The organism is Cupriavidus yeoncheonensis (genome assembly GCF_905397275.1).
GTDB lineage: Bacteria > Pseudomonadota > Gammaproteobacteria > Burkholderiales > Burkholderiaceae > Cupriavidus > Cupriavidus yeoncheonensis.
The window spans coordinates 1-19,248 of sequence record NZ_CAJPUY010000016.1 but is presented as its reverse complement, the minus strand read 5'-3'; the positions used below and the strand labels follow the sequence as shown (position 1 = coordinate 19,248).

At 66.0% G+C, this 19,248-nt stretch carries 19 protein-coding genes and 1 pseudogene; 11 read left to right on the top strand and 9 right to left on the bottom strand.

The window, feature by feature from the left end; translation table 11 throughout:
* Window positions 1–119 precede the first annotated feature (119 nt).
* Window positions 120–644: a metal-dependent hydrolase gene (locus KHO22_RS21155; RefSeq protein ID WP_211949132.1), complete on the bottom strand. Its 525-nt coding sequence runs from the start codon at window positions 642–644 to the stop codon at window positions 120–122.
* Between the two features lie 252 nt (window positions 645–896).
* Here KHO22_RS21155 and KHO22_RS21150 point away from each other — a divergent pair, with 252 nt between their 5' ends.
* From KHO22_RS21150 to KHO22_RS21130, 5 genes are all read left to right on the top strand, one after another.
* Window positions 897–1,817 carry a LysR substrate-binding domain-containing protein gene (locus KHO22_RS21150; protein WP_211949131.1) on the top strand — a complete coding sequence of 307 codons (921 nt, stop codon included), beginning with the start codon at window positions 897–899 and terminating at the stop codon, window positions 1,815–1,817.
* A 216-nt stretch (window positions 1,818–2,033) separates the two neighbouring features.
* The gene (locus KHO22_RS21145) at window positions 2,034–3,353 is read left to right on the top strand and encodes an MFS transporter (RefSeq protein WP_211949130.1); all 1,320 of its coding nucleotides are present in this window, start codon (window positions 2,034–2,036) and stop codon (window positions 3,351–3,353) included.
* A gap of 25 nt (window positions 3,354–3,378) precedes the next feature.
* Window positions 3,379–4,572 (top strand): M20 aminoacylase family protein, encoded by a 1,194-nt coding sequence (locus KHO22_RS21140; RefSeq protein WP_211949129.1) that lies wholly within the window; start codon window positions 3,379–3,381, stop codon window positions 4,570–4,572.
* A gap of 185 nt (window positions 4,573–4,757) precedes the next feature.
* Window positions 4,758–5,114, top strand: coding sequence for a hypothetical protein (locus KHO22_RS21135; protein WP_211949128.1), 357 nt, complete (start codon window positions 4,758–4,760; stop codon window positions 5,112–5,114).
* 144 nt (window positions 5,115–5,258) lie between these two features.
* Window positions 5,259–5,396, top strand: a complete 138-nt coding sequence (locus KHO22_RS21130; protein WP_211949127.1) for a hypothetical protein — start codon at window positions 5,259–5,261, stop codon at window positions 5,394–5,396.
* Between the two features lie 40 nt (window positions 5,397–5,436).
* Here the strand turns inward: KHO22_RS21130 and KHO22_RS21125 are convergent, their stop codons facing one another.
* Both KHO22_RS21125 and KHO22_RS21120 read right to left on the bottom strand, forming a co-directional pair.
* Complete coding sequence (locus tag KHO22_RS21125) at window positions 5,437–5,808, bottom strand: hypothetical protein (protein ID WP_211949126.1); 372 nt, start codon at window positions 5,806–5,808, stop codon at window positions 5,437–5,439.
* A 165-nt stretch (window positions 5,809–5,973) separates the two neighbouring features.
* Window positions 5,974–6,705: a GntR family transcriptional regulator gene (locus tag KHO22_RS21120; protein ID WP_211949125.1), complete on the bottom strand. Its 732-nt coding sequence runs from the start codon at window positions 6,703–6,705 to the stop codon at window positions 5,974–5,976.
* Between the two features lie 128 nt (window positions 6,706–6,833).
* Here KHO22_RS21120 and KHO22_RS21115 point away from each other — a divergent pair, with 128 nt between their 5' ends.
* The 6 genes from KHO22_RS21115 to KHO22_RS21090 all read left to right on the top strand — a co-directional run bounded on the left by KHO22_RS21115 (window position 6,834) and on the right by KHO22_RS21090 (window position 14,665).
* Window positions 6,834–8,207 (top strand): class-II fumarase/aspartase family protein, encoded by a 1,374-nt coding sequence (locus KHO22_RS21115; protein ID WP_211949124.1) that lies wholly within the window; start codon window positions 6,834–6,836, stop codon window positions 8,205–8,207.
* A gap of 27 nt (window positions 8,208–8,234) precedes the next feature.
* The gene (locus KHO22_RS21110; RefSeq protein ID WP_211949123.1) at window positions 8,235–9,647 is read left to right on the top strand and encodes a cation:dicarboxylate symporter family transporter; all 1,413 of its coding nucleotides are present in this window, start codon (window positions 8,235–8,237) and stop codon (window positions 9,645–9,647) included.
* 29 nt (window positions 9,648–9,676) lie between these two features.
* A complete protein-coding gene (locus KHO22_RS21105) occupies window positions 9,677–11,065 on the top strand; it encodes a class II fumarate hydratase (protein WP_211949122.1) in 1,389 nt (462 codons plus the stop codon).
* A gap of 138 nt (window positions 11,066–11,203) precedes the next feature.
* Window positions 11,204–12,613, top strand: coding sequence for a 3-deoxy-D-arabino-heptulosonate 7-phosphate synthase (locus tag KHO22_RS21100; RefSeq protein WP_211949254.1), 1,410 nt, complete (start codon window positions 11,204–11,206; stop codon window positions 12,611–12,613).
* Window positions 12,606–12,893 (top strand): hypothetical protein, encoded by a 288-nt coding sequence (locus tag KHO22_RS21095; RefSeq protein ID WP_211949121.1) that lies wholly within the window; start codon window positions 12,606–12,608, stop codon window positions 12,891–12,893. Before KHO22_RS21100 ends, KHO22_RS21095 begins: the two co-directional genes overlap by 8 nt.
* 518 nt (window positions 12,894–13,411) lie before the next feature.
* On the top strand, window positions 13,412–14,665 hold the full coding sequence (locus KHO22_RS21090; protein WP_211949120.1) for a hypothetical protein: 1,254 nt from the start codon (window positions 13,412–13,414) through the stop codon (window positions 14,663–14,665).
* A gap of 70 nt (window positions 14,666–14,735) precedes the next feature.
* On the opposite strand, the gene KHO22_RS21085 is transcribed toward KHO22_RS21090, so the two are convergent.
* From KHO22_RS21085 to KHO22_RS32525, 6 genes and pseudogenes are all read right to left on the bottom strand, one after another.
* Complete coding sequence (locus KHO22_RS21085) at window positions 14,736–15,119, bottom strand: hypothetical protein (protein ID WP_211949119.1); 384 nt, start codon at window positions 15,117–15,119, stop codon at window positions 14,736–14,738.
* A gap of 347 nt (window positions 15,120–15,466) precedes the next feature.
* Window positions 15,467–16,621, bottom strand: coding sequence for a zinc-binding metallopeptidase family protein (locus tag KHO22_RS21080; RefSeq protein WP_211949118.1), 1,155 nt, complete (start codon window positions 16,619–16,621; stop codon window positions 15,467–15,469).
* 285 nt (window positions 16,622–16,906) lie between these two features.
* Complete coding sequence (gene pcaD, locus KHO22_RS21075) at window positions 16,907–17,716, bottom strand: 3-oxoadipate enol-lactonase (RefSeq protein WP_211949117.1); 810 nt, start codon at window positions 17,714–17,716, stop codon at window positions 16,907–16,909.
* A 35-nt stretch (window positions 17,717–17,751) separates the two neighbouring features.
* Window positions 17,752–18,747, bottom strand: a complete 996-nt coding sequence (locus tag KHO22_RS21070) for a tripartite tricarboxylate transporter substrate binding protein (RefSeq protein ID WP_211949116.1) — start codon at window positions 18,745–18,747, stop codon at window positions 17,752–17,754.
* Between the two features lie 56 nt (window positions 18,748–18,803).
* On the bottom strand, window positions 18,804–19,082 hold the full coding sequence (gene catC, locus KHO22_RS21065) for a muconolactone Delta-isomerase (protein ID WP_211949115.1): 279 nt from the start codon (window positions 19,080–19,082) through the stop codon (window positions 18,804–18,806).
* Between the two features lie 27 nt (window positions 19,083–19,109).
* A pseudogene (locus KHO22_RS32525) lies at window positions 19,110–19,248 on the bottom strand (muconate cycloisomerase); the annotation flags it as partial.

Here is a 19,248-nt window from a genome sequence, read left to right as displayed (position 1 = left end):
CTTTCATATGTGGCGCGCAAGAATACGTGGCTCAAATTGCCGTGCGCGCGTCGATATGAATCTTCTTCAAACGGTTGAAAAAAATCTGCATCGGGTCTCTAAGCAGATGTACCGGCCCTTCAGAAATAAGCCGGCCCAAAGCGCAGATGATGGATCAGCGCGAGGCTATGTCTTCCATGAAGCCAGAGTTCATCCGAAACAGCCAGGGCGATCAGCCAGGATGCTGTGACGATGACAAGGTCGCAGCGCCCGCTCTTCCACCAGTTGAGGGAGTGACGGCCCGCGATCCAGGGCACGCCCAGCGGATTCGGCCAGTCGGCCAGCAGGTGCATGACGCCCCCGCAGGCAAATCCGAATGCCGGCGCCGCCAGGGCTTGCGTTCCCAGTGCATGGTATGCCCACCACAGCAAGCCGATCCACGCGACGCCCCAGTGCGTCCAGGTCCGGTGGGTAATCCACAGGCGGCGCGACCTTGACCACCATGCCACTTCCAGCCAGTCCGGCGCCGTGCTGCCCAGCAGCGCCGCCACGAACCCCGCCGCGCTTGCCCAGCCCCACCCTCCACCACCGCATTTCGCGATAACGGAGGCCGCGATGACGGCCGTCGCCCATCCCGTGGCGTGGTGTGCTTTTCGTGAGGCCATGATGGGACTGCAATGGATTGCCTGTGGTCGGTGGGGGGCGCATCTTGGCAGATATGCCGCTGAAACGCCAGAGCGGGGCCAGCGGCACGCCGGGCGTTGCCCTTGTTGTGCTGCAGCACCGATGCCCGTATGACCGCAACCCGGCCAGGCACTCCCGCGGACATTGCCCTCTTGCCGCCATCCACGACACAATGGCATCCGTTCCGGCAAATGGCCGAATCGCGCCGCAAGCGATCTTGCCCAGCACATCCCATGAAACTACATCAGCTCCGCGCGCTCGCCGCGGTTGCCGACGCCGGCAGCATCCAGGAAGCCTCGCGCGTGCTGCACGTCACGCAGCCCGCGCTCAGCAAGGCCATCAAGGAGCTGGAAACCTCGGTGGGTGCAACACTCTTCGTACGCTCCAGCAAGGGCATCCGCCTGACGCCGACTGGCCAGCGGCTGGTCGGCCATGCGCGGCTCATCAGCGAGAACGTGCGTCGCGCGCGCGACGACCTCGAAGACATGAAGGGCACCGTCGTCAGCGAAATCAGCTTCGGCGTGACGCCGGTGACGGCCCTGATGCGGCCGGTGGCGTCCGTGCTCGACACCTTCCGCCGCGAATTCCCCGCCGCGCGCCTGCGCATCCAGGAAATGCGGCCGGCGCAATTGCTGGAGCAGGTACGCGAAGGCATGATGGATTTCGCCCTCACGTCGCAACTGCTGCCGGCCGATCGCGGGCTCGACTGCACCCCTGTGTGCCGCGTGCCCTCGGTGATCGGCGCGCGCAAGGGCCATTCCCTGCGCGGCTCGCGCTCCCTGCGCGAGCTTCAGCAGGCTGACTGGCTCACGCTGGATCCGCTCAGCGATTTCCACTCGCCCTTTCCGCTGCTTTTCGCCAGCGCCGGAATGGAACTGCCACCGCGCGTGGTGGAATGCACGTCGATGAGCCTTGCGCTGGACCTGTGCTGGAAGTCCGATGCGCTCCTGCTGCTCTCGGCCGAGTCGCTGCGCAGCGCGCTGATCCTGCAGACCATCGACTTCATCACCATCGACGAACCGTTGCCGGACCGCATGGTGTCGCTCGTCGCGCGTGACCGCCACACCCTCACCTGGGCCGCCGAACGCCTGCACAACCGCCTGCTTGACGGGCTGCAGCAAGTGCACGGACAGGCCGGGCACGCCGCGGCCTGACTGCGGCGGGCAAGCCCCGTTCGCGAGACGCCGCGCCCTTGCGCGCGGCAACACCCCGGGATTACCCGAGAGTCATAGCCATTGCTCATACCCATGAACAAAAGCTAGGACCGCGAACGCGGCCGTCCTCTTACCATCTGGCGCACACAGGATCGGGCGCACCGGTCTCCCGTTCCGGCTTCCTACAGCGCCCCAGGCCTTACCAGCGAGGACTCAATGATCGATTCGCAGCACGCGTCACTCCCCCTCCCGCCACAGCCGGGTGCCGCTGCCGGCGCCGCGCCGGCCGCCGAGCGCTCCCATGCGCGCCGCGCGGTGGTGGCCGCCGCCATCGGCAACGGCCTGGAGATGTATGACTTCACCGTCTACAGCTTTTTCGCCGCCACCATCGGCCGCCTGTTCTTCCCGAGCAGCAGCCCGCTGGCCTCGCTGATGCTGTCGTTCGCCACCTTCGGAGCGGGGTTTGTGATGCGGCCGCTGGGTGCGGTGCTGATCGGGCATTTCGCCGACCGCCGCGGCCGCAAGGCCGCGCTCACGCTGACCATCGGCCTGATGACGGCCGGCACCGCGCTGATCGCCTTCGCGCCGACGCGCGCTTCGATCGGATTGGCCGCCACCGTGCTGGTGGTGCTGGGGCGCCTGTTGCAGGGCCTGTCGGCCGGCGGGGAGATCGGCGCGGCCTCGGCGCTCCTGATGGAATCGGCCAGCAAGCAGAAGCGCTGCTTCCTGGTGAGCTGGCAAGGCGCCACCCAGGGCGGCGCGGCACTCGCTGGCGCGCTGACCGGCGCCGCCATTACCGCGACACTCTCGCCAGAGGCCATGATGTCGTGGGGCTGGCGCATTCCGTTCATGATCGGCCTGCTGATCGCGCCGGTCGGCCTCTACATCCGCCGCAACCTGAAGGAGACGCACACGGGCGGCGCCGAACACGCCGACCTGAAGTCCGTCTTCCGCCAGTACTGGCGCGTGCTGCTGCTGGGCATGCTGCTGATGACCGGCAGCACCTCGGGCATGTACATCACGGTCTTCTACATGCCGACGTACCTGATCCAGTCGCTCCACATGCCCCCGGTCACGGCCTTCCTGGCCGCCTGCATGGCCGGCCTTGCCATGCTGGTCATGTCGCCCCTCTTTGGCAGGCTGGCGGACCGCCTGCCCTCGCGCAAGCCGATGATCGTGGCGGCCGTGCTGGCGTCGCTGGCCTGGTGCTATCCGAACTTCCTGCTGCTGACCACGCATGCCACGCTGGTGTCGGTGGTGCTGCAGATCGGCGTGAGCGTGACCATCATGTCGATCAGCGGCGGCGCCGGCGCCGCCATGATGATGGAGGCGTTCCCGCGCGAGCACCGCGCCACCGGCATGTCGGTGATGTACAGCCTGGGCGTGACCGTCTTCGGCGGCTTTGCCCCGCTGATCGTGACCTGGCTGATTGCCGCCACCGGTTCGCCGATGGCGCCCGCCTGGTACCTGATGACCGCCAGCACCATCAGCCTGATTGCCCTGTCGATGTTCCCGTCGCACCCGGGGCGCGACTGACTCCCACCCCATTACGCACGACACCATGATCCAACTGCCCGAGAACCTGAACATCCCCGCAGCGCTGCATGAGGCCGCGCAGCGCTTCGCCCAAGTCCGCCAGCGCATCCACGCCCGTCCTGAACTGGGCGCGGAGGTCGGCAATACCTCCGAGCTGGTGGCCGGTCTGCTGAAGCAGTGGGGCTACAGTGTCCACGCCGTGGGCGGCCGCGGCCTGGTGGGCCAGCTCAAGGTGGGCGACGGCACGCGCGGCATCGGCCTGCGCGCCGATATGGATGCCCTGCCGCTGCAGGAACGCACCGGCCTGCCCTACGCCAGTGAAATCCCGGGCCGCATGCACGCCTGCGGTCACGACGGCCACACGGCCACGCTGCTGGCGGCGGCCGAATACCTGGCTTCGACGCGCAACTTCACGGGCACACTCAACCTGATCTTCCAGCCGGACGAGGAAGGCCTGACCGGGGCACTCGCCATGATGGCCGACGGCCTGTTCGAGCGCTTTCCGTGCGACGGCGTCTATGCCTTCCACAACGCGCCCGGGCTGCCGCTGGGTGCGGCCGTGGTGCAGGACGGTCCGCTGGGCGGCTCGTCGGACCGCGTCACCGTGACCTTCCGCGGCCGCGGCGGCCACGGTGCCATGCCTGACCTCGCCGTCGATCCGACCCTCGCCATGTCGGCCACCGTGCTGGCCCTGCAGGGCATCGTCTCGCGCAACGTGGCGCCGGTGGACGCGGCCGTCATCAGTGTCGGCGAGATGCATGCCGGCACGACATACAACATCATTCCCGAGACGGCGACGCTCAGGCTGAGCGTGCGCGCCACCAGGCCGGAAGTGCGCGAACTGCTGGAGCGCCGCATCCGTGAGGTAATCGCGCACCAGGCCGCCTCGTACGGTGTGCAGGCAGAGGTCGGGTATGAGCGCATGGTGCCGGCGATCCGGAACAGCGCGCGCGAGGCCGGGATCGCCCGCGACGCGGTGGCATCGGTGGTGGGCAGCGAGCGCGTGATCCGCGTGCCGCCGTCGTCGCAGATGGGCAGCGAGGACTTTGCCTGGATGCTGGAGAAAATGCCCGGCTGCTACTTTGCCCTGGGCAATGGCATGGCTGGCCAGGCGTGGGTCGGCTGCTCGCTGCATAACGACGGCTATGACTTCAACGACAGGCTGATCCCCATCGGCGCCGCTTGCTGGGTGGCGCTGGCCGAACAGTACCTGCGCTGACGCGGCTTGCTACGAGCGGGCGGCCTCATCTTTGGCACAGCGGCAAGGCATGCGATTCACATCGGTCTGTTTCAAGACTTACGGATTGTCACGAGTTCTGCGTCATCTTCCCCTGGGACAATGCCGTTGTAGGGGACAGGCACGGCGAATCGCCGCGCTTCAAAAAACCTCTCGGGAGTTACGCCATGAAGAAGCTGTTCGCTGCCCTCGCCTCTGCAGCCCTTGTCGGTACCGTCTTCGCGCAGACTGGTGCGCCAGCTTCCGGGACTCAGCCACAAGCAGGGGCGACGAAAGACCAGGCAAAGGTCGTCAAGGATAAGGCCGACGTCAAGGCTGATGCCAGCAAGCCTGCCGCCAAGGGTACCCACCACAAGTCGGCCAAGATGGGAGCCGCCAGTTCCGAGGCGGGCAAGGCAAAGGCTGACGCAAAGAAAGACGCCAGCCACGCGAAGGCCAGCGTGGATGCCGCAAAGCCGGGCGCACAGGCCGATGCCGTGAAGGCCACAGCCAGCGCCGATAACGACAAGACGAAGAAGCAGTAAGTCGCTCCACTCGCGCGAACGGGAGGTCAGTTGCCAGGGCAAAGCCGTGGCAACGCTGTTCGCGTGCAGGAGCTTTGTGGAGAGTGCCGGTTGGCAGCATGGTCAGCCTGGCCTCTCCGTCTTTGTCATCTTTGTGGAGTCGCCATGAAAGTCATTGTCGCGCTGCTGATTGCCATCTCCACGCTGCTCGGCGGTTGTGTCGTGGTGCCGTACGGTGGCGGGTACTACGATGGCTACCATGATTCGCGCGGGTACTGGGGCCATGGGCATGGTTATCGCTGATGGCCACCGCGGGAATGCAAGCGCCTTTCCGGGCGCCTCCTCAAGGTGGCAATACGGTCAGGCCCGAAGCGCCGACGGAGCTCGTCCTGCGCTGGCTCATGAGAACGCCGTGCTGGTCGAACTCGAACAGGACCGTGGATGACCGGATCTCGCCGCCGGCGAACAGCGGGCCAATGAACGGAATGAAGCTCTCGGGATGAGGCTTCGAGGTCGCAAACGAATAGACCAGTATCAGCGTTCCGTTGCTTAACGCCGCTCTCGATGTCGGGGCTCCGAGCTGTCCGGTCACGTCTTCGACGGTGGAAAATCCAGGAAGGAAGTTGTCCAGTTGCTCCGGCATGACGTCGACGCCCGTCGAAACACACGCAGTCATCAGGCTGCACACGACAACCATTGCGCGAACCCGGTTCATCTCGTCACCGTCCTGCTTTCCGTGCCGTGACTCTGGCCGGGCTGATCGCGCACGGCACGAACCCCGGCAATGCGCCCAAGTACCCCCTGCATCAAGCATAGGACTTTGCGGCGCCGGCGTTGGAGAACAGTCCACGGGCCTGCGACCTGGCCTGGGTCGAATCCCCTATGCGGTCGAGCGCTTGAGCCGCATCGACAGCGAGAAGCTGTCTGCCGGGTGCACCGTCACGGAGAACTCGAACGCTTCACCGGAAGCGTCAAGATAGCGGCGCAGGATCTTCAGCACTGCCGCGCCCGCCTCAAGCCCGAGCGCCTTCGCGACACGCGCATCCGCGAGCGTAGAGGCGCGAACGTCCTGTTCGATCTCGGCGATCTGCCGGCCATAGCGCGCCTCGATCAGCGAACTGACCAGTTCCGGTGACGTGCTCACCAGCTCGCCGATGTCGGTGTAGGCAGGATCGATATAGATGTCCGTCCACGCCATCGGCGAATCGGCCCGCCCCTCGTCCAGACGGATGCTGGAGATGCGCAGCCACGGCGTGCCTTCCGCACAGCCGATTTCGCGCGCGAGGTCTCCCGTCACGGTCACGGTCTCCACCGACTGCACGCGGCGCATATGTTCAACGCCGAACTGGACGAGATCGTCGACCGAGGCCAGCGTGGGCCGGAATCTGGCCTTGGGCCGCGACGCCTCGACACGCGTGCCGACGTTCTTGCGCCGCGACACCAGGCCCTGGTCCTGCAGTTCCTGCAGCACCGCCCGGATCGTGTAGCGGCTCGCGTTGAACTGCTCGCACAGCTCAAATTCCGTGGGCAGCAGCGATCCGACCGGGAACCGGCCGTTGACGATCCCCTCAAGAAGCTGCCTGGCGATCTCCGCCGAGTTGGTTCTGCTCATCTGGTTCGACGACATCCGTTTCATGAATCTCGGGAAAACCCTTATTTCGCTCATATGTTCGAACATATTTAATACTGGATATGTTCGAACATATTAGCGAACCCGATTGTTAGCCACAAGGTAGCAACATGTCCATCTACGCCATTCCCGCCGCCAGCACCGTCGTCGACTCCGCGCTCTTTCGCGACGCATTCGGCACGAAGAAAATGCGCCAGATCTTTTCCGACGGCGCCCTCGTGCAGCGCTACATCGACGTCGAGGTCGCACTGGCCAAGGCGGAAGCGCGTGTCGGCGTGATCCCGGCCGAAGCTGCCGAGGCCATCGCGCGCGCGTCGGACATCGAGCGGATCGACTTCGACCACATGCGCGAGGAGACCGACATTGTCGGCTACCCGATCCTGCCGCTGGTCCACCAGCTCGTGCAGATGTGCGGCGAAGCCGGCCGCTTCGTCCATTGGGGCGCCACCACGCAGGACATCATGGACACCGCCGTCGCACTCCAGGTGCGCGATGCGCTCGACAGCATCGACGCCGACATCCGTGAACTGCGCGCCATTCTCGCCGATTTGTCGGTGAAGCATCGCAATACCCCGATGGCCGGCCGGACTCACCTGCAGCAGGCGCTGCCGGTCACCTTCGGCTACAAGACCGCGATCTGGCTGGCGATGTTCGACCGCCACCAGCAGCGCATCGCCGAACTGCGCCCGCGTGTGGCGGTGGTGGAGTTCGCCGGCGCGGCCGGCACGCTCGCATCGCTGGGTGACAAGGGCTTCGAGGTGCAGCGCGCGCTCGCCGACGAACTGGGCCTGGGCGTGCCGGCCACCACCTGGCACGTGGCGCGTGACGGCTTCGCCGAAGCGGTCAACCTGCTTGCCCTGGTCACCGGCTCGCTCGGCAAGATCGCGCTCGACATCATGATCATGGCGTCGACGGAATTCGCGGAAGTCTACGAGCCCTTCGTGAAGGGCCGTGGCGCCAGCAGCACGATGCCGCAGAAGCGCAACCCGATCTCCAGCGAACTGATGCTGGCGGCCTCGAAGGCCGTGCGCCAGCACGCCGGCCTGATGGTCGACGCGATGGTGCAGGACTTCGAGCGCGCCACCGGCCCCTGGCATGCGGAGTGGATCGCCATTCCGGAAAGCTTCATCCTGACCTCCGGCGCCCTGCACCAGGCGAAGTTCGCGCTCGGCGGACTGGTCGTCGACACCGCGCGCATGAAGCACAACCTTGGCATCACCAACGGCCTGATCGTGGCCGAAGCCGTGATGATGGGCATGGCGCCGCATATTGGCCGCCAGCAGGCCCACGACGTCGTGTACGACGCCTGCCGCACGGTCAATGAGGCCGGCGGCACGCTGGCCGACGCGCTGTGCGCCCTGCCCGCCGTCACGCAGCATTTCGACCGTGCGGCGATCGAGCGCCTGTGCGATCCGGCCAACTACCTGGGGCTCGCCCCGCAGATGGTGGATCGCGCCATCGAACTTTCAGGCAAGGTGGCCTGAGCACGGGCCCCGGTGGAGGAAGACATCATGCAAGACCAGACCATTCAGACCCCTGCCGCGCCGCCGGTTGCGCCGCGGCTCCCGTGGTATCGCAAGCTCGGCATGCAGGTGCTCGTATCGCTGATTCTCGGCATCGCCGTCGGCTTTGCGTTCCCCGCGTTCGCGTCGAAGCTGAAGCTGCTCGGCGATATGTTCCTGTCGCTGATCAAGGCCGGCGTGGCGCCGCTGGTGTTCCTGACCATCGTCCACGGCATCGCCTCGGCGGGCGACGTCAAGAGCGCCGGGCGCGTGGGCTGGCGCTCGATCCTCTACTTCGAGGTCATCTCGACCATCGCGCTACTGATCGGCATGCTCGCCGGCAACCTGCTGGAGATCGGCAAGGGAATGTCGCACATCGCCGGCAGCGCCGCCACGCCGGCGACTGCGAAGGCCGCCGCGCCGCAGGGCTTCCTCGAGTTCATGATGCATATCGTGCCCGACAACTTCGTCGGCGCCTTCGCCAAAGGCGAACTGCTTCAGGTCGTGGTGCTGGCGGTGATGGTCGGCATCGGCATCCTTGCCATTCCGGAGACGCGCCGCGCGAAGATCAACGACGGCCTCGACACCATCTCGGAAGTCCTGTTCTCGTTCATCAACCTCGTGATGAAGCTGGCGCCGATCGGCACTTTCGGCGCGGTGGCCTACTCGGTGGGCAGCAACGGCGTCGCCGTGCTGGTCGCGCTGGCGCAGTTCGTGCTGAGCTTCTATGCGGTGGTGGTGCTGTTCATCGCCGTCGTGCTCGGCATCGTGGCGAAGCTGGCGGGATTCAGCCTGTGGCGATTCCTGCGCTACATCAAGGACGAGATCCTCATCGTGCTCGGCACGGCATCATCGGAAAGCGCCCTGCCGCGCCTGCTGATCAAGCTCCAGCGGCTGGGCTGCGCCAAGCAGACCGTCGGCCTGGTCCTGCCGACCGGCTATGCCTTCAATCTCGACGGCACGTCGATCTTCATGGCGATGGGCGTGATGTTCATCTCGCATGCGTACGGGGTGCCGCTGACGCTCGACCACCAGCTCGGCATCCTTGTGCTGATGCTGTTGACGTCAAAGGGTGCGGCCACGGTCTCGGGCGGTTCCTTCGTGGTGTTCGCCGCGACGGTGACATCAACCGGGGTACTGCCGGTTGAAGGGCTGGCCGTGATCTTCGGCGTGTACCGTTTCCTGTCGATGGCCATTTCCACCTGCAACACGATCGGCAACAGCGTGGCGACGGTGGTCGTGGCGAAGTGGTCCGGCACGTTCGATGCCGAGACCGCGAAACGCCACCTGTATCCCGAGCGATATCCCGACATGGCCGCCGCCGACGCGGCGCTCGACGACGGCACGCTGCTGGGGGACGACGCCAACGCCGCCAATCCGCATTCGTCAGGCATTCCGATGCAGCGCGCCACGGCCAGCTGACCGGCACCACACGAACGAACACAACGAACATGGCAACGTACCGCACGGAGCATGACGCCTTCGGCCCGGTGGACATTCCCGCCGACCGCTACTGGGGCGCGCAGACCCAGCGCGCACTGGGCGTATTCGAGGTTGGGGAGGAACGCTTTCCCGGCTGCCTGACCCATGCCTTCGGCCTGCACAAGATGGCTGCCGCCCACGCCAATCTGCGCTGCGGCGTACTCGATGCCCGGCTCGGCGAGGCCATCGTTGCCGCCGCGGCGGAACTGCGCTGCGGCCGCTTCGACGAGCACTTTCCGCTGACGATCTGGCAGACCGGCTCCGGCACGCAGACCAATATGAATGCCAACGAGGTCATCGCGAACCGGGCCAACGAACGGCTGGGGCAGCCGCTGGGCACGAAATCGCCCGTCCATCCGAACGACCACGTGAATGCCTCGCAGTCATCGAACGACAGCTTCCCGTCGGTCATGCACATGACCGCGGCGATCGAGCTGGAAGACCGGCTGGTCCCGGCGCTTGGCGGCCTGCGCGACAGCTTGCGCGAGCGCGCCACCGCTTTCGCCGATGTGCTCAAGATTGCCCGCACGCACCTCATGGACGCGGTGCCCACGACGCTTGGCCGCACCTTCGACGGCTTCACGGCGCAGGTCGACAACGCGCTCGCGCGCCTGCGCGATACGATGCCGCGCCTGCTGGTGCTGCCACAGGGAGGCACCGCCGCCGGCACCGGCCTGAACGCCCCGCCTGGATTCGACGTGGCCTTCTGCGAGGAGGCCGGCAGGCTGAGCGGCCTCGCGTTCCGCCCCAACCCCTGCAAGGTCGAGGGCATGGCGGCGCACGACGCGCTGCTGGAACTTTCCGGCATGCTCAACGTGATCGCCGCCTCGTTCACGAAGATCGCCAACGACCTGCGCTGGATGAGCTCCGGCCCGAATTCCGGGCTCGGCGAACTGCTGCTCCCGGAGGACGGGCTGACGTCGTCCATCATGCCGGGCAAGCGCAATCCGACCATCGCGGAAGTCATGGTGCAGGCGGCCATGCAGGTGGCGGGCAACCATGTGACGGTGACCATGGCGGCTTCCTCCGGCAACTTCGAGCTGAATGTCGCGAAGCCCGTGCTGGTCTACAACGTCCTGCAGTCGATCCGGCTGCTGGCAGACTGCGCGAACGTGGTGGCCACGCGCCTGATTCCGGGCATTCAGCCGGCAGGCGAGCGGCTGGACCGGGATCTGCAGAGCCCATTGCTGGCCGTCACGGCGCTGAATCCGGTGATCGGATACGACAAGGCGGCTGCCATTACCCGCCACGCCACAGCTCGCAAGATCACGCCCCGTGCGGCGGCGATCGAGCTTGGATTGCTGGATGGGGAAACGTTCGACAGGCTGGTGGATCTTCGGCGAATGGCGGGAAGATGACCGATCGAGGCGGATGCGGACGACGGGGCGACGCGAACAGGCTATCCTGACGCCTGCCCAGACATCCCTGGCGCCTGCGCGAGCCGCATCGGGAGCCGCCAGGCAAACCACGCAGCGCTTTTCCCTGTTGCCACTGTGATCTCCGGAACGCCATCCCCGCATCTGCTCGACGAAATCCTGCGCACGGTCACGCGCCGCTACCAGGTGCCGGAGATGCCCGTCCCATCGGGCCCCGTCGGCGAAGCCAGCCCTGCAGAGCGGCTCGCGATCGCCATCGAGCAGGCGCGCCGGGCCGTGGTCCACGGCAAGGTGCCGGACGGTTCGCTGAAGCGCCGGTTTGCCGACGCGCTGGCGGACATGGTGCGCGAAGCGATTCACCCGGATTCCGGAGATCCGGCTTTCCAGGCCATGGTACTTCGACACCGGGCGGCTCCTGTGCGCGAGTTCGCGTCACTGTCGGCGCGTGCCGAGGGGGATCGGCGCGTGGTCCTTGCTGCCGTGAACGCGGTTGCGCATCCGAACCGGCAACAACGAATGGCGCCAGGCTGGCAGCGTGAAGCGTTGGCGGACCTGCATGCATCGGCGGCATCTGCGTCCTGGTCAGCGCTGCGCGGCATCGCGCAGCGTCTTGTCGGGTCGCCCGATAACGAAGATGACGCGCCCGTTGCGCCCGGCCTGGCGCGGTTGCTGGACAACCCCGCCCTGCAGCGCTTGCAGCGCATCGAAGCCCTGGGGGCGGACCAGTTGGTGCGTCGGTACGTGTCGCTGTGGGACCGGGTCGGTCCTCGCCCGGGGAGCGCGACAGCGCTTGCCCAGGGCGTGTCGGCGCAGCAACGGGGTGCCGGCGCCGAGGCGTTGGCTGCGCAAGCGCTCCATGCCATGGCGCGGCGCCTGAATGAAGCGGAGGGAGACGACGCTCCCTACCGCGTCGTCACCTCGCTCCGCGTCCCGGCTTCGATCCCCGCGAGCCACGAGCGCGCCAAGACCGAGTGGGACGTGGTCCTGCTGCGCCGGGCAAGCCCGATCGACGGGCTGCCAGCCTGGGATGTCTGCCTGCTCGTCGAGGTCAAGGCATCCGTGGATGCGGCCACCACGGACTTCCCGCGGCTGCTGCGCGGCATCCGCCTGCTTGCGCACGCGACCGATGACGCGGCTTATGCCTTCGAATCCCGCCAGGGAACGGTGTGCCTGCAGGGTGCCTCGCTCGGTGCGCTCTCCGCCAGTGAGGCCGAGCTGCGACGCACGGTGCTGTATTGCTGCGATGCCCGCGCTGAAACGGCCCCGCGCCTGCTCGGCGCCGCCAGCCGCATGCAACTCCTGTCGGCGGACGAGAGCCTGGCATTCGCCAGCCACCTCGCGGCAAGCGAGCATGCGGATGCCCGGGAGCTTGAGCCACTCTGGCATTCGTTGTTGGAATCGGAGCGCTGGAAAACCGTGCTCAACCAGTATGCAACGCTTCACCAGGTTCGCGGGCTGATGGTGCATACCGAGGACCTGCACGGCGCCATCGACCAGGCCACTCTCAACCAGGCGGTTGGCAATGGCTGATGCCCACGCCCGGGCATGGGCAAACCGGCGCCGGCTGGCCAGCCACTACCGGCGCAATCTCCGCAACGCAGCCATCACCCGGGACTTTGCACGAAGCGCGATGTCGACGAAACGCTGCCGCCTCGCGGGCGCAATTTCAGGCGCCGCCGGAACAGGGGATTCCGCGGCCGCAGGCGGGCAGTGTTCGGCGCGCCTGTCGATCGGAACCCCGGCGGTGAAGGTCGTGAAAAAGGATGTCATGGTGTCCCCTCATGGAAGCGGGCCAGATTTCGTGTTCTGACTGTAAGCCCGACGGTTGCTTCCAATAATCAGAATATCCGATTTTCAAGACCCCAATTCCGCTGATACTGGTTTGGCCGGGCTGCAGCGCCGATCCGTTGCTTTTCTGCCGACACCTTCTCTACGCTCTTCCGCAAACCTCGCGCACGTGAGGTTCGCGGCAACACCAGATTTCCGCTCCTGCCTCCTGCGAAACCTCCCCTGCCAAACGCAGGCAGTGGAGGTTCCCCGACCCTCCCCCGATCACTCGTTTCAATTCTGACTCACCCTTTTGCTATCCCCCTTCGTGGGGTTGCCGGATCGGCCTCCATCGGCGGTAGGGGTGCCGGACCGTAAACCACCACTTTTCCTCGGGAAAACCCGGTCCTGCCCATGCAGACGGTTGGCACTCTGGAGCATGTGCGGCTCGTCCATAGAGCGTATTTCCGTCCCCCTGTCCGGGTACTAGATTGAACGCATCGCTGGCATCGAAGAAGTGCCATCGAACTTCGATCATTCGCACAATCCGGGGAGGGGGTCATGAAAAGCATCCACATGAAGTTGGCGGTCTTGCCGCTCGCGTGCCTGGCCATCATCGTGGCCGGTTGTGGCGGAGGGGGCGGCGACTCGGCTCCGGCCGCCGCCACCACGGCTGCTCCAAGTCCGGGAACTACAGCGCCTGCGACAACGCCGACGGCAGCCTCCAGCAGCGCCTTGCTGACGGGCACCAGCGATCCGGGGGCGAACATCGGCAAGGACGGGGACTTCTACCTGAACACCGCGACCGGGGTGCTGTTTGGGCCCAAGGCAAACGGCGCGTGGCCGCCGGGTGTTGCCGTGGCCGGCACGGCGGGCGCGACGGGAGCCAAGGGCGATACGGGGGCAGTTGGCAACACCGGTACTGCCGGGAATACCATCTTGTCCGGTTCGGTGGACCCGACCAGTGGCGTCGGCAATAACGGCGACTACTACATCAACACTTCGACAGGAATGCTGTTCGGGCCGAAGGCCGATGGCACCTGGCCACCGGGTGTGCCGCTGGGTGGCGGTTCGCCGGGAAGCGGTGGCGGCACCGTCCTGACTGGCGTGGGGGCGCCCGGCAACAATATCGGGGCCAATGGCGACTACTATCTCGACACCAGTACCTGGACGCTCTATGGGCCCAAGGCCAATGGGCAATGGCCTGCAGGTGTCGCACTGGCCGGCCAGCCTGGCAGCGGCAGTGGTGGCAGCGGCAGCACTGGCGGTGGCACCACTGTCGGCGGCGCCCACGTCATCTACGGCAACGGGGCACCCACCGACAGTATCGGTGTCGACGGGGACTTCTACTTCGATACTGCGACCGGCACCCTGTACGGGCCAAAGTCCGGCGGCCATTGGCCGACCACGGGCGCCACCGTACCTACCGTCTACAACGGCAACTTCAACGTGCCGGACACGCTCAGCCGTGGCAAGTACGTGATGACCGGGGCTGGCGGTGCGGTTCCGTTGCCGTCTGACTTCGGCGTCGTCATTCCCTATGACTGCACCAGCATCACCCTGACCGCACACACGCTCGGCAAGGCTACCGGAACCCTCAATATGGCCGTGTTCAAGGTCACGGGTTCGGGTGCGGCGGCGACCATGGCGCCAGTGGGCAACCTGAGCTGCAAGATCAGCAACGGACAGCAAAACTGCAGCCAGCAAATGCCGGCCGGGACCGTCAGCCACAACGACAAGCTGCAGGTACAGCTTGACACCAACCAGGCCACCGCCTGGGGCGGACTCTACGTCAATCTGGCCTGCACGAAATAGGCCACGCTAGAACCGGGGAGCGGTTGGGCAAGGCGGCGGCAGGATGCGTATCCTGTCGCCGCTCTGCCTCTCAGAAGTTCGCTTCGATGGCGGCCCTTGCGCCCTCGGGCACTTCGTTCGGAATGACCTGGTGCGCCAGGATCTCGTAGCTCCGGGCCGTCGCGACTTCCTTCGGATCGACCAGACGCTTGGGGCCGCCAAGCCAGGCAAAATGATCCATGCCATCATCGCTTCGGAACCACGCGAAATCGCCGATGCGGTCGAGGCCGCGCTTGACGATCTTCAGCAGCCCCAGCGCCTCGTCCGAAACGCCAAGATAGCGTCGCGTGTCGTGGACAATCGTGCCCAGGTTGCGCAGCTTGTCCAGGCCTGAACGGCCGCCGTCCTCCGTCACCTGGTTCTGCACCAGTTCGACAACCAGAATTCCCTTGTGAGCAGTGATGCGTGCGTGCATGGAACCTCCAGACTGTGCAAGTGGCTTCACACAGGAGGAGAAGCAAGTTTCCAGCCAGCGTTGAGTGCTTGTGCGCGAACCGGCGCGTCGTTGCACCATCCGGCGCGACTCGCGCTGCGTTTTGTGAGGGCGGCACCACGTCTTGCGCGACACGTGGGCTGTTTGTCGCGCCCCATGCCCCTCCGGACTACGTCACTGCCCTGCCCTGTTGGCCCGGAACCAACGAGTATTCTCCCCGGGAACCAGCACCCTTTTACATCCCGGCGCACTGCCAGGCAGGCATCGCGAAGGCGACAGGTTCATGCTCACATTCCCCTGTCCGGCTCAGGCCGGCACCGTCCTTGTCTTCAAGTCGCACCCTGGTCTTGCGCGTCGAAGATGATCATGTGCACGAGTTGCAGTTTGGCCACCACGGGCCTGGACATGATGAACGGATAGAAGTCGGGTTGCCCCATGCTGCGCGCCAGTTCGTTGAGGACCATGATCACCTCGATCCATGAGTTCAGCAGCGACAGGAAGCCCGACGCGCCGGGGTCATCCGGTGCGTACAGGTCTTCGCTCGTGAACGGGGTCACTGTGCCCTCGATATCCTCGGCACCCAGCCCGAAGCCGAGCGCCGTGCCCATGCTGTCGACCACATGCAGGTAGTGCGCCCAGGTCTCGGCCCAGTCTTCCCAGGGATGCATCGTGGCGTAGGAAGAAATGTAGGAATTGCCCCAGTCTGCCGGTGGCCCCGCTTCGTAGTTGCGCTTCAGCGCCTCGGCGTAGCTGGCACGTTCATCGCCGAAGAGCTGCCGGAACGGCTCCAGCCACTTCGTGTCGCGCACCAGAAGATTCCAGTAGTAGTGGCCGATCTCGTGCCGGAAGTGGCCAAGCAGCGTGCGATAGGGCTCGTGCAGGTCGTGCTTGAGCTTCTCGCGCTTGACATCGTCGGCCTCTTCGACATTCATGGTGATGAGGCCATTCGCATGGCCGGTCATCACGGCCGGTCCTTCCGGCGGCGAACGCAGGAAATCGAACATCACGCCCCGTTCGGGGTCTTCCTCGACCTTGGACTTCACCGGAAGCCCCAAGGCGAGCAGTTGCGCCACAAGGCGCCGCTTGGCTACTTCGATGGCGGCCCAGTAGCGGGCATTGTCGGCGTCATCGAGATCCGGGATCGTGCGGTTGAGACGGCAGGCAATGCAAAGCGAAGCGGGATCGCTAGCCTCCACCATCCAGTTGCACAGCGCCGGTGTCTCGCGGTTGCCGCAGTATTTGTAGACGCGCTCGTTGTCGTCGGCCCTCAGCGTGCCAGGCTCGGAGCCGGGGGCCAGCGCGACCAGGGACAGGGTATCCGGCAGATAGCCCAACTGGGATGCGCAATTCAGGCACTGTGTGTTGCGAAAGAAGATGGCCGTGCCGCAACGACAGTGGTAGGTGCGGGAGAGCTTCTCGTCCCGCTTGCGCAGTTCCCACTCCGTGATCAGCCGCCTGGTGAGCGATTCGAACAATGCCAGCATGGCGCCCCCCGTGCAGATGCGATGGGTTCACTCGAGGCCGATTCGCCTGCGCGGCGCGTCCGAACTGCCATCACCGGATGGCGCAGAAACCGGGCGCCCGATGCGAAGGCCACCGACGCGGCGTACTGCAACGTCCGAGTCTTGCGGCGCGCTGCATTCTGCACTTCGTTCCAATCGTCCTCGCAGGCAAGTATAGACAGCCTCAGCGAGCCCGATGGAAGCAACCCAGGCCTGCGCCGGCGAAGCAGCGGCGCATGCCAGGCACCACAACCGGGAGTCCGCCAGTCAGGCCGCACCCAGGAACCGGACTGCCGCGTCAGCAAACGCCTGCGGCAACTCCCAGTTCGACAGGTGCGCTGCGTCGAGCGACAGGTACTCCGCCTCCGGCACGGCCTGCGCGACCTCGCGACCCTGCGCGGGCGTGGTCGCGGCATCCTGCTCGCCGGCGATGACCAGCACCTTCGCGTCGATCTGCGGCAGCATGGCCCGCAGGTCTGCATCACGCACGGCTGCACAGTTGGCCGTGTAGCCAACCGGATCGCACCCGAGCAGCATGTCGCGCACGGGCTCCATGGCCTGCGCGTGCGACGCGCGATAGGACGGCGTGAACCAGCGCTCCAGCACTCCCGGCACGATGGCCGCCATGCCGTCACGTTGCACGGTGGCAATGCGGTTGTCCCAGACCGACGCGGGCCCGATCAGCGCGGCCGTATTGGCCAGCACGAAGCGGCCAAAGCGGTCGGCATGATGGCGTGCCAGCCACATGCCCGTCATCCCGCCCATCGACAGGCCACAGAAATGCGCGCGCCCGACGCCGGCATGTTCCATCACCGCGAGCACGTCGGCACCCAACTCGGCCATGCCGAACGGCTGCGCCGGCACCGACGAGCGGCCATGGCCGCGCGTGTCATAGCGCAGCACGCGGAAATGCCTGAGCAGCGCCGGCATCTGCGGGTCCCACATCTGCAGCGTCGTGCCCAGCGAATTGGACATGACCAGCACCGGCGCGCCCGCGGCGCCTTCGATCGAATAGTGGATGGACACGCCGGCGCTGGTGGCCGTGCCGGTGCGGGCTGGTAGAGCGGAATGGGTCATATCAGGCAGCCCGCCACGGCGGGCACGGTATGGGTTCAGTCGGCGCGGATGCCGCGCTGGCGGATCAGCGCGCCCCACTTCTCGGTCTCCCGGGCCAGGTGGTCGCGCAGCACGGCCGGCGAGCTGCCGATCGGCTCGGCGCCGATCAGCGCCAGGCGCTTCTGCACGGCCGGCTTGCGCAGGGCTTCGAGCATCGCGCGGTTCAGCGTGTCGATCACCGGCTGCGGCGTCCTGGCCGGCACGAAGGCCGCGAACCACGGCGACAGTTCGTAGCCGGGCAGTCCTGCCTCGGCGACGGTCGGCACGTTGGGCAGCGCGCTGGAGCGCTTGGCCGTGGTGACGGCGATCGGCGTCAGCTTGCCCGAATCGATCTGCGGCTTGGCCGAGGTGATGCTGTCGAACATGTAGTCGACCTGGCCACCCAGCAGGTCGGTCATGGCCGGACCGCTACCCTTGTAGGGGATGTGGAGCATATCCACGCCGGCCATCGACGTGAACAGTTCCGCCGCAAGGTGGATCGAAGTCCCGTTACCCGCGGAGGCATAGGTGTACTTGCCGGGCGATGCCTTCGCGTGGGCGATCACCTCCTTGACCGTGGTTTCCTGCCGGCGCGCCTTGTTGGCCACCAGCACGTTCGGCACCACGGCCAGCAGCGAGACCGGAGCGAAGTCCTTGACCGGGTCGTACGACAGCTTGCCATACAGCGCCTGGTTCACGGCCATGCCATTGGCCACGATGATCAGCGTATAGCCGTCGGCCGGTGACCGCGCCACGAGTTCGGCGCCGATGTTGCCGCCGGCGCCAGGCCGGTTCTCGACCACGATCGACTGTCCGAGCGTGCGCGACATGTCTTCGCCCAGCGTGCGTGCGATATTGTCCATGGCGCCGCCCGAGGGGAACGGCACGATCCAGCGGATCGGGTGGTCGGGGTAGGCCGCATGCGCGGCCGGTGCGGCGAACGAAAGGCTTGCCGCCAGGGCAAGCGCGCCTGCGCGGCCGGTGCAGGCCAGCCGCTGGAACAACGTTTTCATGAGTCTCCTCTCTGCGTGCCCGCGCGATGCGGGTTCTTCTTGTCCCGGGCCGCGTTTCAGCGGATCGATGACGGATGTTTAGCCAGCGGCGTCACGTGGATCTTCATGTACGGAAACAGCGGCAAGCCCGACAGCAGTGTGTGCAGCTCGTCGTGCGAGGCCACGTCGAAGATGCTGTAGTTGGCGTACTCGCCCACCACGCGGTACAGCTGCTGCCACTTGCCTTCGTGCTGCAGTTGCTGGGCATACGCCTTCTCGCGCGCCTTGATGTCATCGGCCTGCGCGGCGGGCATGTCGTGCGGCAGGTTCACATCCATCCGGACCAGGTAAAGCATGGCGTTCCTCTTCGTGAATCAGATTGTTCAGGCGCGATCGCGCCGGTAGTGCGCAAGCTTGTCCTCATCGAGCGCCAGACCCAGGCCCGGTCCTTCGGGCAGGTGCAGGCTGAAGTCGCGATAGGTGGGCCGCTCGACCACGATGTCATCCTTGAGCAGCAGCGGA

Coding starts and splice junctions, on each gene's coding strand:
- KHO22_RS21090 (WP_211949120.1), top strand. CDS start 13,412: ATGAAAAGCATCCACATGAAGTTGGCGGTCTTGCCGCTCGCGTGCCTG.
- KHO22_RS21115 (WP_211949124.1), top strand. CDS start 6,834: ATGTCCATCTACGCCATTCCCGCCGCCAGCACCGTCGTCGACTCCGCG.
- KHO22_RS21130 (WP_211949127.1), top strand. CDS start 5,259: ATGAAAGTCATTGTCGCGCTGCTGATTGCCATCTCCACGCTGCTCGGC.
- KHO22_RS21140 (WP_211949129.1), top strand. CDS start 3,379: ATGATCCAACTGCCCGAGAACCTGAACATCCCCGCAGCGCTGCATGAG.
- KHO22_RS21095 (WP_211949121.1), top strand. CDS start 12,606: ATGGCTGATGCCCACGCCCGGGCATGGGCAAACCGGCGCCGGCTGGCC.
- KHO22_RS21145 (WP_211949130.1), top strand. CDS start 2,034: ATGATCGATTCGCAGCACGCGTCACTCCCCCTCCCGCCACAGCCGGGT.
- KHO22_RS21135 (WP_211949128.1), top strand. CDS start 4,758: ATGAAGAAGCTGTTCGCTGCCCTCGCCTCTGCAGCCCTTGTCGGTACC.
- KHO22_RS21105 (WP_211949122.1), top strand. CDS start 9,677: ATGGCAACGTACCGCACGGAGCATGACGCCTTCGGCCCGGTGGACATT.
- pcaD (WP_211949117.1), bottom strand. CDS start 17,716: ATGACCCATTCCGCTCTACCAGCCCGCACCGGCACGGCCACCAGCGCC.
- KHO22_RS21120 (WP_211949125.1), bottom strand. CDS start 6,705: ATGAGCAGAACCAACTCGGCGGAGATCGCCAGGCAGCTTCTTGAGGGG.
- KHO22_RS21150 (WP_211949131.1), top strand. CDS start 897: ATGAAACTACATCAGCTCCGCGCGCTCGCCGCGGTTGCCGACGCCGGC.
- KHO22_RS21085 (WP_211949119.1), bottom strand. CDS start 15,119: ATGCACGCACGCATCACTGCTCACAAGGGAATTCTGGTTGTCGAACTG.
- KHO22_RS21155 (WP_211949132.1), bottom strand. CDS start 644: ATGGCCTCACGAAAAGCACACCACGCCACGGGATGGGCGACGGCCGTC.
- KHO22_RS21080 (WP_211949118.1), bottom strand. CDS start 16,621: ATGCTGGCATTGTTCGAATCGCTCACCAGGCGGCTGATCACGGAGTGG.
- catC (WP_211949115.1), bottom strand. CDS start 19,082: ATGCTTTACCTGGTCCGGATGGATGTGAACCTGCCGCACGACATGCCC.
- KHO22_RS21125 (WP_211949126.1), bottom strand. CDS start 5,808: ATGAACCGGGTTCGCGCAATGGTTGTCGTGTGCAGCCTGATGACTGCG.
- KHO22_RS21070 (WP_211949116.1), bottom strand. CDS start 18,747: ATGAAAACGTTGTTCCAGCGGCTGGCCTGCACCGGCCGCGCAGGCGCG.
- KHO22_RS21110 (WP_211949123.1), top strand. CDS start 8,235: ATGCAAGACCAGACCATTCAGACCCCTGCCGCGCCGCCGGTTGCGCCG.